At 63.1% G+C, this 14,167-nt stretch carries 12 protein-coding genes and 1 pseudogene; 8 read left to right on the top strand and 5 right to left on the bottom strand.

Going from position 1 to position 14,167, the window contains the following annotated elements:
- Positions 1–50: 50 nt before the first annotated feature.
- Positions 51–764, top strand: coding sequence for an MgtC/SapB family protein (locus M2S36_RS18425; RefSeq protein WP_207831947.1), 714 nt, complete (start codon positions 51–53; stop codon positions 762–764).
- A gap of 27 nt (positions 765–791) precedes the next feature.
- Positions 792–1,301 (top strand): GNAT family N-acetyltransferase, encoded by a 510-nt coding sequence (locus M2S36_RS18430; RefSeq protein ID WP_207831945.1) that lies wholly within the window; start codon positions 792–794, stop codon positions 1,299–1,301.
- Positions 1,302–1,442: 141 nt separating this feature from the next.
- Here the strand turns inward: M2S36_RS18430 and M2S36_RS18435 are convergent, their stop codons facing one another.
- Complete coding sequence (locus M2S36_RS18435; protein WP_333957581.1) at positions 1,443–3,011, bottom strand: sensor domain-containing diguanylate cyclase; 1,569 nt, start codon at positions 3,009–3,011, stop codon at positions 1,443–1,445.
- A gap of 152 nt (positions 3,012–3,163) precedes the next feature.
- Between M2S36_RS18435 and M2S36_RS18440 the strand changes: the two genes are divergently transcribed.
- Both M2S36_RS18440 and M2S36_RS18445 read left to right on the top strand, forming a co-directional pair.
- Positions 3,164–3,664, top strand: coding sequence for a DUF4142 domain-containing protein (locus tag M2S36_RS18440; protein WP_207831941.1), 501 nt, complete (start codon positions 3,164–3,166; stop codon positions 3,662–3,664).
- Between the two features lie 8 nt (positions 3,665–3,672).
- Entirely contained in the window at positions 3,673–3,924 is a 252-nt protein-coding gene (locus tag M2S36_RS18445) for a hypothetical protein (RefSeq protein ID WP_207831939.1), read from the top strand.
- Between the two features lie 136 nt (positions 3,925–4,060).
- On the opposite strand, the gene M2S36_RS18450 is transcribed toward M2S36_RS18445, so the two are convergent.
- A complete protein-coding gene (locus tag M2S36_RS18450; protein WP_233687796.1) occupies positions 4,061–5,053 on the bottom strand; it encodes a DNA-binding protein in 993 nt (330 codons plus the stop codon).
- A 239-nt stretch (positions 5,054–5,292) separates the two neighbouring features.
- Here M2S36_RS18450 and M2S36_RS18455 point away from each other — a divergent pair, with 239 nt between their 5' ends.
- The 3 genes from M2S36_RS18455 to M2S36_RS18465 all read left to right on the top strand — a co-directional run bounded on the left by M2S36_RS18455 (position 5,293) and on the right by M2S36_RS18465 (position 7,970).
- A complete protein-coding gene (locus M2S36_RS18455; protein WP_284383479.1) occupies positions 5,293–5,898 on the top strand; it encodes a helix-turn-helix transcriptional regulator in 606 nt (201 codons plus the stop codon).
- A 126-nt stretch (positions 5,899–6,024) separates the two neighbouring features.
- Entirely contained in the window at positions 6,025–7,026 is a 1,002-nt protein-coding gene (locus M2S36_RS18460) for a threonine/serine dehydratase (protein WP_333957582.1), read from the top strand.
- Positions 7,023–7,970 (top strand): ornithine cyclodeaminase family protein, encoded by a 948-nt coding sequence (locus tag M2S36_RS18465; protein WP_333957583.1) that lies wholly within the window; start codon positions 7,023–7,025, stop codon positions 7,968–7,970. Before M2S36_RS18460 ends, M2S36_RS18465 begins: the two co-directional genes overlap by 4 nt.
- 13 nt (positions 7,971–7,983) lie before the next feature.
- Here M2S36_RS18465 and codA read toward each other — a convergent pair whose 3' ends face one another.
- From codA to M2S36_RS18480, 3 genes and pseudogenes are all read right to left on the bottom strand, one after another.
- Entirely contained in the window at positions 7,984–9,225 is a 1,242-nt protein-coding gene (gene codA, locus M2S36_RS18470) for a cytosine deaminase (RefSeq protein WP_333957584.1), read from the bottom strand.
- 178 nt (positions 9,226–9,403) lie between these two features.
- Positions 9,404–10,066, bottom strand: a complete 663-nt coding sequence (gene tenA, locus M2S36_RS18475; protein WP_333957613.1) for a thiaminase II — start codon at positions 10,064–10,066, stop codon at positions 9,404–9,406.
- Between the two features lie 5 nt (positions 10,067–10,071).
- A pseudogene (locus tag M2S36_RS18480) lies at positions 10,072–10,203 on the bottom strand (TenA family protein); the annotation flags it as partial.
- Between the two features lie 413 nt (positions 10,204–10,616).
- On the opposite strand from M2S36_RS18480, the gene M2S36_RS18485 reads away from it, so the two are divergent.
- Positions 10,617–14,003 carry an Ig-like domain-containing protein gene (locus M2S36_RS18485; protein ID WP_333957585.1) on the top strand — a complete coding sequence of 1,129 codons (3,387 nt, stop codon included), beginning with the start codon at positions 10,617–10,619 and terminating at the stop codon, positions 14,001–14,003.
- The last annotated feature ends 164 nt before the right edge of the window (positions 14,004–14,167 follow it).

The following is a 14,167-nucleotide window of genomic DNA, read 5'->3' on the forward strand; positions in this document are numbered from 1 at the left end:
CGCCAGTTGATGGCGTTCATGCGGGCGTGTGCCCGTGGAAGAGGTTTGCTATGGATTGGAAAGTATTTCTGCTGCGTGTCAGCATCGCCCTGCTGCTGGGGGCGCTGATTGGCGCCGAACGTCAACTGCGCCAGCGCCTGACCGGGCTGCGCACCAATGCACTGGTCAGCACCGGTGCCTGCCTGTTCGTGCTGATGACCCAGGCAGTGCCGGGCATGGCACCCACCGATGCGTCGCGCATCGCCGCGTATGTGGTGTCGGGCATCGGCTTTCTTGGTGGCGGTGTGATCATGCGTGACGGGTTCAACGTACGTGGCCTGAACACCGCCGCCACGCTGTGGTGCACGGCTGCGGTGGGCGTACTCTGCAGCCTCGGGCTGCTGCTGGAGGCGACGCTGGGTAGCCTGGTGGTGCTGTGCGCCAATATCCTGCTGCGCGACATTGCCCAGCGCCTGGACCGCCAGGAAGTGGTGCCGGCCAGCGAGGCGGAGCAGCACTTCGAAGTGCGCATCGTCTGCCGCGCCGAGGACGAGATCCAGGTTCGCAGCCTGATGTTGCACAGCCTGGGCGACCCGCAACTGCGCCTGCAATCACTGCACAGCGAAGATTTGGCCAACCCTGCACGCCTGGAAGTGCGCGCCGAACTGCTGGGCACCGCGCAGGCACCAGCGCAACTGGAGCGGTTGGTCAGCCGGGTCAGCCTGGAGAAAGGTGTAAGCTCGGTGCGCTGGCAATTGCAGCCACAAGTGCTGGCGGCAGATTAGGATCGACAACTAGAAAAGGACTGGCTCATGCGCATCCGCCCTACCCTTGAGCGCGACATTCAATGGCTCCCGGACGTCGAGCGTTCGGCGGCCCAGGCCTTTGCCGCCTGGCCGGCGCTGGCATGGCTGGCGCAGGGTGATGTGATGAGCCGTGAGACACACCGGGCATTCGTCGATGCAGGCGGTAGCTGGGTGGCTGAGGATCTGGAGGGGCGCATTCTGGGGTTTGCCTGTGCCCGCCTTGAGGATCACGCGCTGCATCTTCATGAAATTTCGGTGCGCCGGGAGGCCCAGGGGCAAGGTGTCGGGCGCAGGCTGCTGCGGCAGGTGATCGATGCGGCACGACAGATGGGTGGGCGGGAGCTGACCTTGACCACCTTTGCCGAGGTGCCGTGGAATGCGCCGTTCTATGCGCGGATCGGGTTCGAGGTGGTTGATGAGGGGCTGCTGGATGCGCGGCTGCGGGGCATTCTGGCCAAGGAGCTTGCCCATGGGCTCACGGGGCGCTGTGCAATGCGCCTTTATGTAGGGCCTTGAGCGCTTGGGCGCCGGCAAGCCAGCGCCCACCTCGATAGCGTTGAGCTCAAGCCATGCGCAAACCCTGTGGGAGCGGCTTTANNCAATGAGTTATGTGCAGTTCCATGAGAGCCGGCTTGCCGGTGCAGGCAATTGAAGGAATCATTCTTCCCCTCCCACTACCACACGCCCCGCCACACAATACCCATCCCGCCCCTGGCGCTTGGCCTGGTACAGCGCCGCATCCGCCGCCACCATCAGGCTCTCGGCCGTCACCCCCTCCCGTGCCAGGTCACCCACGGCAATCCCCGCACTGAACGATACCCGTCCCAGGGGGCTGCCTGCATGCTCCAGCAGATGCCGACGCAACAGCTGTTGCACTTCCTGCACCAGCAGCTCCGCCCCGCGTGCATCGGTATCGGGCAGCAGCAGTGTGAACTCCTCGCCCCCATAGCGCACAGCCAGGTCGGCCGGCCGCTTCAGCGCCTGTTGCAGCAACTCGGCAAAGCGCCGCAGGCACTGGTCGCCCGCTGGGTGCCCGTAACGGTCGTTGTAGGCCTTGAAGTAATCCAGGTCGAGCATCACCAGCGCCAGTGGATAGCCCTGGCGCCTCGCCCGGCGCAGCTCCGGCTCGAACACCGCATCCAGCCGCCGGCGGTTACCCAGCCCGGTCAGGCTGTCGGTCAGTGCCAGGGCCTTCAGGGTCTGGTGTGCCTGGTGCAGGGCCCGCTCGATGACAATACGCTCGCGCAACTGGCGCAGCACCACACCACCAAAGGCCGCCAGCCCCACCAGTAACAGCAGCAGTACCGACACCGACTTGATTGCGTCTTGCCGCCAGGGCGCGACGATCGACTCCCGCGACAAGCCCGCCTCCACCACCAACGGGTAGCTGGACAGCGCGCGAAAGCCATACAGCCGTGGCGTGCCGTCGACCACGGCGACCGCCTCGGCCACCCCTTCCGTTGCATACGGCAAGTGGTTGCGGAAGATCTCGCTGTTGCTCAGGCTACGGCCCACTACCTGCTCGACGAACGGCCGCCTGACCAGGATGGTGCCGTCGCGCTTGGCCAGTACCAGCGCGCCACGTTCGTCGATCTTGAAATCGCCATAGTAACGCACGAACCACTCCACCTTGATGGTGCCCAGCAACACCCCGGCGAAGCTGCCATCGGCATATTCCAGGCGCCGTGAAATGGGGATGATCAGGTCGCCAGTCGAGCGGCTGCGCACCACCGAGCCGATGTGTACTCCACGGTCGGGATGGTCGCGGTGGTAAATGAAGTAGTCGCGGTCGGCATTGTTGGCATTGGGCGGGACTACCGCCTGGTCGGTAACGATCCAGCTGCCATCGGGGCCATACACGAACAGTCCGTGCAACTGCGGCATGATGCGCTTCTGCTGGACCAGCAAGGTATGCAGGCGCGGCCGGTCGATGTGCTCGAAGCCGTCGCCTTCCAGGCGTTCGGCCAGCGCCGCGGTGATGACATCGACCTGGCGGATGGCGTCTTCGGCATGCTGCGCCGTGGCTCGGGCCAGGTTGGTAACCATATTCTCGGCATTGGTGAAGGCGTGCCGGTAGTCGCGCCAGATACGCCAGCCTTCCACCAGGACGAAGGCCAGCATCACCACCAGCATGAACGCCAGTACCAGGCGGAACAGCGCCACGGCACGGCCCTCGCCGGTTATCGCAAAGAGGCCGTCTTCATCCTGCTTCCTGGCTGCACACATTGAAGTCCCTAGGTATACCGCGTTTGCCGTCTTTCACTATAGTTGAGCGCCACCTGGGCGCTGCCGCCCAGGAAAAAGATTAAACCTTTGCCGCCCGTGTCCCCTCAACCGTACGCGACACTGAGGTCGCGTCAAGGTTTAAGGAGTGAAGCATGAGCAGTCTCTTCATCAAGCGCGTCGGTTTTTCCATGGTGTTGGGCCTGGCATCGGTACACGCACTGGCGGCTAGTTCCGATGACTTCGTTGAGGCGGCCACCGAGGCCGGCATTGCCGAGGTGGTCACTGGCAACCTGGCCCAGGAAAAAAGCCAGAATACAGCGATCAAGGCATTCGCCCAGCAAATGGTCACTGACCACACCCAGGCCAACCAGAAACTGGGGGACATCGCCCGCAAGCTGGACATTTCCGTGCCCGACGAGGCGGCAATGACCGACAAGGTCAAGAAAGTGATCCTGGAATGGCGAGAAGAGTCGTTCGACAAGTCCTACATCAACAACCAGGTCGATGCGCACGAAAAGGCGGTGGAGCTGTTCAAGAAGGAGGCGGCCTCGTCAGACAAGGCTGAGCTCAAGGCCTTTGCGAGCGAAACCCTGCCCAAGCTCGAACAGCATCTGGAGCATGCCAAGGCGCTTCAGGCCAAGCATGGCAAGTGAGGCCCTCCATGAGTAACGATGCATTGAAAACCGAAGTGCTGACTCGCCTCCTGCACGCCCACCCTCAGGGGCTGGGCAAGGAAGTGCTGGACAACTACCGTGGGGAAAAGGCGGTGGCCGGCATGCTCAAGACACTGCAGGAAGCCGGCTTGATCCAGGATGGCAGCGTGGCGGTAAGCAGCGACCACCAAATCAGCGTGAACTACCCCATCAAGCTATCGGCGGCAGGTGTGGAGGCAGCCAGACAAGCCGAAGACTGAGCGCGCTCGGTAACAGCGGCCTTGTATCGCGATCGGGCTGTGGAACAGCCCTACGATGTCGACATTGACGCAAAAAATCGCCGGGACTGCCCCGCGGCCCGATCGCGACACTGCAAAGACAGCGCTGGTCTGTGACTTACTGCGCCGCGTTAGCGGCAGACAACTGCGACCGACATTCACGCAGCTCCTCGTCTCGTGCCTTGAGCTGCTCCTCAAGCTGCCGTAACTGGCGAGCCTGTTCCGCGCACACGTCGCGCCTCGCTTCCAGGCTCTGTGCCTGCATATCCAGCTGCCGACGCATTTCCTCGCTGGCACCCTGCGCCTGGGCCAGGATCGTGCGCAAGCCCTGGATCTGCGCATCACGCTGTTCCAGCAATTCATCCTGCGCCCTGCAGGCGCTGGCGGCCTGACGATGCTCACCCAGCAAACGCTCGTTGTCGCGGTGCAGGCGGGTCAGCTCGTCCTGCTTGACGATCATGCCCTGCTGCAGTTGGCGCACTTCCACTTGCAACTGTTGCAACTGTGCTTCATGCCGGCGCTGTTCCTGCTCACGCTGTTCGCGGCTGGCGTTGCGGTAGTGCTCCAGTGCATCGCGGGCATGGCGATGCTTGTCTTCCAGTGATTTTACCTGCTCGTCCTTGTCGGCCAGGCGCACCTGCAGCTCGCCCAGCGACTGGTTGAGGCTGGCACTGCGCAACTGTTCGGCTTGCAGGGTGCTTTGGGTGGAAAGCAGTTTTTCCGATTCGGCGGCCAGTGCGGCCACATCGATCTGATGCTGCTGATGCGCCGCAGCCAGTGCCTGCTGGGCGATCGCCAGCTGCGCTTCCAGCTGCTCGCGCTGTTGAGTGAAGGTGCTTTCGGCCTGCTCGATCTTCAGGTCGGCCTCGTCCTGCAACTGGGTTGCCAGTTGCCCGACCATTCGGCTCAGCACGTCGCTCAGCGCAATGCCGCCCTCGGCGGCCACGGGCTGCTGGCCGGTCAACTCTTTCAGATAGCGGTGAATGGTGGTCTTGGAGCCGGTGTTGCCCAGCTCGATACGTATGGCATCGATGCTGGGGTTTTCGCCCCGGGCAATCAGCGCCTGACGCGCCTGCTGCACTACAACCTTGTTTATACCGCCCCGGGCCATGCTTGCTCCTACGATTTTGTACCGTATTATGTACCATGTAATTACATACCAATTATGAAGACAAGCAACCAACCCTGCAAATATTTCCTAAGATGGAATAATCACGGCTTATCGCATGTGAAATGAGAAATTGGCCTGTTTTCGGGCTGGGCAAACGTACCGGTCCTGCCTGTAGCTGCCTTGTGTCAGTTGCGCTTTGCCGCCACCATGGGCATCCAGCACCCGATCACCGACAGAAAATGACCCTGGAAAACTACAAGGCAATCGCCGACAGCATCGCACTGCTGCTGTACCCGCACGCAGAAGCCATCCTTCATGACCTGCGTAGCCAGACCGTCGTGCACATCGCCAACAATTTCTCCCAGCGCAAACTGGGCGATGACTCGGCGATCGATCACGAGCTGGGGGACCTGCTCAACGGTGCCAACCTGGGGCCCTACGAGAAGCTCAACTGGAACGGCCAGAAGATCCGCTCCATCAGCACCGTGCTGCGCAACCAGGACGGTGAAGCCGAGCACCTGCTGTGCATCAATCTGAATGTGTCGGTACTGGAGCAGGCCCGCGCGGCGCTGGATGCGTTCTTCCAGATGAGCCGGCTGGTGCCGCAGCCAGATTCGCTGTTCCGCAACGACTGGCAGGAACGCATCAACACCTTCCTGCATGCCTGGCTGCAGGAGCGCAACCTGTCACTGCAAACGCTGCAGATAAAAGACAAGCGCAGCCTTGTGCAGGCATTGCATGCCGAAGGCGCGTTCGAAGGGCGCAGTGGCGCCGACTACGTCGCCAGCGTGCTCAACATGGGGCGGGCCACGGTGTACAAGTACCTGAAGGAATTCCGGACCTAACCCCCCGCTTTACTTCACTACGCTGGCGGCCAGATGGGGCGCCGACGGTTTCGCTCGCCCTATTGCCTTGGATGGACTATTAGTCTACGGTGGACATATATTCCATATATAGGCAGGAGTGCAGTCATGTCAGCCGCCACAGCTTCCCCCACCGTTGTCGATACCCATTACCTTGATGCGCTATACGAAGCGATCAAGGATGCCCATGTGGCGCTGCGCCCGGCCGTCAGCATCACCCCGTTGACCTACAGTGCCCGATTGTCGGCAACGAGCGGCTGCACGGTGCTGCTCAAATGCGAACACTTGCAGCACACCGGCTCGTTCAAGTTTCGTGGGGCCAGCAACAAGATCCGTCTGTTGCCGGTCGATCAACACCAGCAGGGGGTGATTGCCGCCTCTTCCGGTAACCACGGGCAAGCGCTGGCACTGGCGGGTAAACGCGCTGGCGTACCTGTCACCGTTTACACCACCACTTCCGCCTCTGCGTACAAGGTGGAGGCCATGCGTGCACTGGGCGCCGAAGTGGTCTGCCTTCCCACCGACCCGCTGAGTACGGAACTGGAGGCGGCCAGGCAGGCCAAGGCCCAGGGTAAACCGTTCGTATCGCCTTACAACGACCCGCAAGTCATCGCTGGCCAAGGCACCATCGGCATCGAGCTATTCGAGCAGGCGCCAGAGCTTGACGCCGTGTTCGTTGCCGTAGGCGGTGGCGGAATGATTGCCGGTATTGCTGCAGCCCTGCGGGTACTCAAGCCTGGCACCGACATCATCGGCTGCTGGCCAGAAAATGATCCGGCTCTGCAGCAGTCGCTCAAGGCCGGCGAAATCATCGATGTGGAAGCTACTGACACGCTGTCAGATGGCACGGCCGGCGGTGTCGAGCCCGGCAGCATCACCTTCCCGCTGTGCCTGGCGCTGCTGACCGATACCGTGCTGGTCAGCGAGGCCGAGATCAGGGCGGCCATGCGCGATATCGCCAGCAGTGAACGCTGGATCATCGAAGGTGCCGCCGGCGTTGCTGTCGCCGGCATGCAAAAGCTTGCCGAGCGCTACCGTGGCAAACGCGTCGCGGTAATCCTGTGTGGCCGAAACATCCTGCTGGACAAGTTCCTCGAGGCCATCCAATGAAGGTCTTCAGCAAAGCGCAGATCATCGCCAGCCTGGACCCGGAAGTCGCGGTACGCTGCCTGGAACAAGGCTTCATCGCCTACTCCGAGGGCAAGGCGCAGGTCCCGCCAGTCCAGGGCTTTGCCTTCCCCGGGGCCAACGGTGACTGCTGCGTCAAGTCGGCCTATATAGAGGGCAGCACCACCTTCACGGTCAAGCTTTCTACCGGCTTCTATGACAACCCGTCCAAGGGCTTACCGAGCAACGATGGCCTGATGCTGGTGCTGTCTGCGCTCACTGGGCAACCACTGGCCCTGCTGCAGGACGAGGGCTGGCTGACCGGTATGCGCACAGCCCTGGCCGGGCGTATCGCTGCGCGCTTGCTGGCACCGGCACAGGTCACCGCCATTGGCATCCTGGGTACCGGCATGCAGGCGCGGATGCAGCTTGAGCAGCTGGGTGCGGTTACCGACTGCCGCCGGGTCGTTGTCTGGGGCCCCCATGACAGCGGGCTTACCGCCTATGGCGCGTTTGCCCGCAAGCTGGGTTACGAGGTGCGGACCACGCATGACGCCGCAGAGGTCGCCACGGCGGCAAACCTGATTGTCTGCACGACCCCGTCCCGCCAGCCGTTGTTGCGCAGCGAGTGGGTCCGGCCCGGCACGCACATCACCGCTGTCGGGGCCGATGCGCCAGGCAAGCAGGAGCTGGACCCGGCGCTGGTGGCCAGGGCAGATCGCATCATCGTCGACTCGATGGCCCAGTGCAGCCAGTACGGCGAGGTTGCCCACGCCTTGAACAGCGGCCGGATCGACGCGAACCAGTTGATCGAACTGGGTACACTGCTGGCTGGCCGCGCCAAAGGGCGTGAGCATGATGGCCAGATCACCCTGGCGGACCTGACCGGTGTAGCCGTACAGGATGCGCAGATCTCAAGCTGCGCCCTGGCTGCGATGGCCGCCTGAGACCACGCCGGCGTCAGACAAAGCGCTGGACCTGCGCCGGCGTCCGCTGCATCAGCACCTTACCGTTGCGTACCGACACCAGCGCATGCCCCTGGCTGCGTACCATCTCGTAATCGTCCGGCGCCGACAGCAGCAACAGGTTCGCCGGCCGCCCCACCTCGATGCCGTAGCGCTCGCCCAGGTTCAGGGTGCGGGCGCTGTTGTCGGTGATCAGGTCCAGGCAGCGCTGCAGGTCTTCGTAGCCAAGCATATGGCAGATGTGCAGGCCGGCCTCGAGAATACGCAGGATGTTGCCGTTGCCCAGCGGGTACCAAGGGTCGACGATGGAATCCTGGCCAAAGCATACGTTCATCCCGGCGCGGTCGAGTTCGGCCACGCGGGTGACACCGCGGCGTTTCGGAAAGTTGTCGAAACGCCCTTGCAGGTGAATGCTCTCGGTCGGGCAGGAGACGAAGTTGATACCCGACTGTTTGAGCAAGCGAAACAGCTTGTAGCAGTAGGCATTGTCGTACGAGCCCATGGCCACGGTATGGCTGGCTGTCACCCGGGCACCCATGTCGCGCACCCGGGCCTCTTCGGCCAGCACTTCGAGGAAGCGCGACTGCGGGTCGTCGGTCTCGTCGCAATGCACGTCCACCAGGCAGCCGGTGCGCTCGGCCAGGTCCATCAGGAACTTCACCGACGACACGCCCTGGTCGCGGGTGTTTTCGAAATGCGGGATGCCGCCAACCACATCGGCGCCAATGGCCACCGCTTCGCTCATCAGCGCCCGGCCGTTGGCGTACGACTCGATACCCTCCTGGGGGAAGGCGACGATCTGCAGGTCGAGCAGGTCGCGCACTTCGTCACGCACTTCGACCATGGCCTTGAGCGCGGTCAGGGTGGGGTCGGTGACATCGACATGAGTACGCACATGCTGGATGCCATGGTCCACCAGCATGCCGATGGTCTTTTTTGCGCGGTTCTTGATGTCGTCGTGGGTGGTGATTGCCTTGCGCTCGGCCCAGCGCTCGATGCCTTCGAACAGGGTGCCGCTCATGTTCCATTGCGGCTCGCCAGCGGTTAGCGTGGCGTCCAGGTGGATGTGCGGTTCGATAAAGGGTGCCACCACCAGGTTCTGCCCGGCATCCAGGTCGTCGCCAGCGCGCGGCGCCACCCCGTCGGCCTGGGGCTTGATGGCGGCTATGCGTTCGCCGCTCAGTTCGATGCGGAACAGGCCAGGCTTGCCGCGCAGGCGTGCGTTGATGATGTTCATGATGCTTCTCCCTGGGCTTGGCTGGTGGCCCTACCAGCATAGTGGCCCAAGCCTTGTGATATTTGCTACTGGACCTATCGCCGGCAAGCCAGCTCCCACAGGTAAACCACAGCCCTGAAGCCCGCGCAGTACCTGTGGGAGCTGGCTTGCCGGCGATAGGGCCGGGGCAGGCAGCAAATCAGGCTCCGTCCAACCCCATTTGCCAGAAGTCCGCCTCCAGGCTGGACGCCTGGCCGAAAATCCTCACCAGTTCGGCAAACCGTTGCTCGGTCATGCTCCGCGCTGCCAGCTCGTCCAGATGCTTGCGCGCCGCGGTGGCGACACCCTGGTAGCCCTCGCCGGCATACTCTGCGATCCATTCACGGTACGGGTGACTGCTCAAATCGCCAATGCGCTCGGACAGCGTTCGGCCGATCTCGGCATAGCCGATCACGCAGGGTGCCAACGCCACATGCAGCTCGAGCAGGTCACCCGCAGCGCCGCAGTCCAGCACGTAGCGGGTATAGGCAACCGTGGCCTGGTGTTCTGGTGCCGCCTCGATATCGGCCTGGGTCAGGCCCCAGCGTGCACATAGGCGCAAGTGCAGCTCGGTTTCGTCCAGAATCGCCGCCAGCCCGGCCTGCGCAGCGCGGATGTCGGCCGGGCGACGGCTCTTGTAGGCAGCCAGCGCCCAGGCGCGGGCGAACTGGATGAGAAACAGGTAATCCTGTACCAGGTAGGTGCGGAAGGCGGCATCGCTCAGCGTACCCTCGCCCATCTGGCGCACGAAGTCGTGGTCGACATAACTGTTCCACTGCGGCGTGGCAGCGGCCTTGAGGCGATCGAAGATATCCATGCCCAGTTGTCCTCCGGGTAGACGGCGTTGAAGAAAGCCCGCTCCAGCGCCACGGTGCGCTGGCAGAAGTCACCGGCCAACACGGCTTCCTGTGGGCCGACGCGGTCGAGTTCGGCTTGCAGGAAGGCAACGAAGTCCTGGTATGTCGGCCGGTTCACTGCCTTGGCATGGACGAGCCTCACAGCAAGGCCGGCAAAAGACAGTTTACAAGGCACATCCCTTCGCCGGCCTGATCCGGATCAGGTTCGTGGGGGCACCGCGCTGCAGCGTCCAGCGGTTCATCAGCCCATTGCCGGGCGCCCCTTGGTGGCGCTCAGGTATACCCCAGGGCGCCGGTGCTGTCACTACCCAATCAGTGGGCAATGGGTGACCCACTAGTGGGGACCTTCACCCATTTTTGACGCTACGGCATTTAACGCACATCAGGCACTACAAGGATTTGTTTGGAAAGGTATTCCCCCAATTTGGGTTGGCACAACCGTTGCTCTAGCCCCATAAACGGGCAAAACGCCATCGATAGCGTAAAGCCATAAGGCCGCGAGCGAGGCACAAGGCTATGAAAACATCTGCCGTGATCCACCCAGCCAGGCACGCATTCCAGCTGTCCACCGTCATTACGCTGATGCTCGGCCTCGGGCTGGTAACGGCTACCGCTGCTCCCCTCGACGACAACAGCATGCCACCGCCGACCGACCCGTCGGCCTACACCAACCAGCCGGCCGACCCGACCCAGGCCTTGCTAGACCTCTACAACATGCCGCCGACCAACCAAGGTGCGCTGGAGCTGACCAATGGCGTGTACGGCGACCGCGACACGGTACGCGCCAACAACGTGCTGCCGCCGGCCCTGCAAACCGGTAACAAATACCCCACCAACGGCAAGCCCAGCCCGCTGTTCGGGGCACTGCCGTTTACCCAGCAGTTGCTGCTGTTCGAGGAATTCGGCACGGAAAAGCTCGACCCCACGCTGCCGCCGCCCCCCCTGACCTTCCCCGTGCCCACCTTGGGCGCAGCACCGGCGCAGGACCCTAACGTGGTAGCTCGCAGCGGCCCCAGCGGCACGGCCCTGGAAGCCTTCCTCAAACAGCCGGGCCTGTACCCGTTCCCGACCCAGTATTCCAACGTGCTCGACCGCAACCCGTGGAAGGCGCAGATCGAGATGTTCCTCAACCGCCAGCCGGTCGGTTCGCCGGCGGAAGGCCGGCCACCAGGAAAAGGCTGGTCGCACCAGCGCTGGAACGAGTTCACCCCGCAGGCGGGGTTCAAGACCGCCCAGGCCGGTGCGCGCATCAACCTTGGCCTGCGTGACCGCAGGCAACTGCACAACTACGCGGTTGGCGAGTTCGCCCCGGGCGGCCTGTACTACCAGACCTCCGACATCCCGACCACGCTGGGCACCACCAAGGGTATCGACACCCGCTTCCACCCGAAAATGCCACTGCAAAACCACAAGTCGCTATGGACCTTCGACGGCACCTTCCCGCCCAAGTTGCTGATGGTGCGCTATGGCCAACCGATCCTGATGCGCCACTACAACGCCTTGCCGATCGACCCTTCGGCCAACGCCGGCTTTGGCCTGCACACCCTTTCGACCCACGAGCACAACGGCCACTCACCGGCCGAGAGTGACGGCTTTGCCAACGCCTATTTCTTCCCAGGGCAGTACTACGACTACCGCTGGCCGCTGCAACTGGCCGGTTACGACACCATCAACACCCGGGCCCAGGACCCGCGTGCGGCTTTCCCCTGCTCGCCGGGTGAAACCCTGTTCGTCAATGACGCCTCGCCAGGCCTGAAAACCTGCCAGAACGGCAGCATCAAGATTCGTGGTGACTGGCGCGAAACCATGAGCACCCACTGGTTCCACGACCACATGCTGGATTTCACGGCGCAGAACGTCTACAAAGGCAACGCCACCATGATGAACTACTACAGCGCCCTGGACCGTGGCAACGAGGCGCTGCAGGATGGCGTGAACCTGCGCTTCCCCAGTGGTTCGGGCATGCCGTGGGGTAACCGCGACTATGACGTCAACCTGGTGATCGCCGACAAGGCCTGGGATGCCAGCGGCCAGCTGTGGTTCAACCCGTTCAACACCGATGGTTTCCTCGGCGACCAGATCCTGGTCAACTGGCAGTACCGGCCCGTGCTCAAGGTACGGGCACGCAGCTACCGCTTCCGTATCCTCAACGGCTCGGTGTCGCGCTACTTCAAGTTCGCCGTGGTGCGGGAAATTGCCGGCACCAGTGGCGAATTCAAAGGCCCGACCGGCTCCAACGTATCGTATGCGCGGGTGCCGTTCCACATGATCGCCAACGACGGCAACATCATGGAGCACACCGTGCCGTTCGACGGCACCCTGGACCTCAACGGTGACGGCAACCTGCAGGACAACAACGGCATCCTGCCACTGCAAGGTATCGCCGAGCGTTACGACATCATCATCAACTTCGCCAAGAACGGCATCAAGGTCGGCGACAAGCTGTACTTCGTCAACCTGGAAGAGCACCTGAGCGGCAAGGGGCCGGAAGGCGCCATCGCGCTGGCCGACGTGCTCTCGGAAAAGTACAAGCCAGTGATCAAGCAGACCACCAGCGGCCCGCGCTGGGAAAACGGCGACCCAGGGATCGGCAAGTTCCTGCAGCTTGTGGTACAGCCCTACAGTGGCCAGGACCTGAGCATGAACCCCGCAGACTATGAGCCGGCCAAACCGGGCAAGGCCGAAGGCCTGAAGATGCTACCACTGCCGATTGACCGCAACTCTGCCACCGACCAGGCCAAGCTCAAGGCGGCCCGCCACCGCGAGTTCATCTTCGGTCGCTCCGACGGTACCGATACCCAGCCCTGGACCATCAAGACCGATGGCGGCTTTGGCTACAGCATGGACCCACGGCGTATCGGTGCGGCGCCACAGCTGGCCCAGCAGTCCACCGACGGCGGTTTCAGCGGCGACGGCACCCTGGAAGTGTGGAAAATCGTCAACGGCGGCAATGGCTGGAGCCACCCGGTGCATGTGCACTTCGAGGAAGGAGTGATCCTCAGCCGCGACGGCAAGGCACCGCCAGAATGGGAAAAGTGGGCGCGCAAGGACGTGTACCGCATCGGGCCGGATGTCGATTCGTCGGAGGAAGTGGAAATGGCCATCCGCTTCCGCGAGTTTGCCGGTACCTACATGGAACATTGCCACAACACCCAGCATGAGGACTCATCGATGCTGCTGCGTTGGGACCTGGAACACCCAGGCCAGTTCCAGGTGATGCCGACCCCGCTGCCGGGCTGGGATGGCGTGGAGTACGTGGCTTCGGTTGGCCTGCCGACATTCCGCACCAAAGACCAAGGCGAAGACCCGGTCAACAAGCCGCCGGTCGCGGCCAACGACAGCGCCGCAACCACGGCCGGCAAGCCGATCACCCTGAATGTACTGGCCAACGACACCGACCCGGAAGGCAACCTGCCGCTGAAGGTCGTCGGTCTCAGCCAACCGGACTCCGGCCAGGGCACCACCAGCACCGATGGCACCACGGTGACCTACACCCCGCCGGCTACGGTTGCCACGCCGTTCACCGCCAGCTTCAACTACTCGGCGCGTGACGCCAAGGGCGCCGAATCGGTAACACCGGCCACGGTCAGCATCGCGGTAGGCGCAGCGGCGATCGACCAGATCCAGGTCACCACTGCCACGGTGCAGGTGCTCAGCAGCAACCGTTTCACCTGGGAGGTCGCAGGCACTACCTCGGTGGCCACGGGCAACAGCATCACTGTGACCGTGGCTACCACCGGCGGCCCGGTGAACCTGGGCACCGCCACAATGACCGCCACGGGCAGCGGTGCCAGCTGGCGGTTGGTGGCAACCACCAGCGGCTATGGCCCGGCCACGCCGGCGACGGTGACCGTGAAATCGGCGCTGGGGCAGAGCGTGACCGCGCCAGTCAGATACAAGTGAGGGTAAAGCGGGGGCCGCTTGGCGGCCCATCGCCGGCAAGCCGGCTCCCACCTCGACTGCATCGGCTCCAAGCCTTGTGCAGTACCTGTGGAAGCTGGCCCAGCCCTTTGGGGCGTAGATAACTGCACTTGCAAGCAGTCCGCATACCCTGTGGGAGCGGCTTT

Source organism: Pseudomonas sp. SF2, assembly GCF_036858055.1.
Lineage (GTDB): Bacteria > Pseudomonadota > Gammaproteobacteria > Pseudomonadales > Pseudomonadaceae > Aquipseudomonas.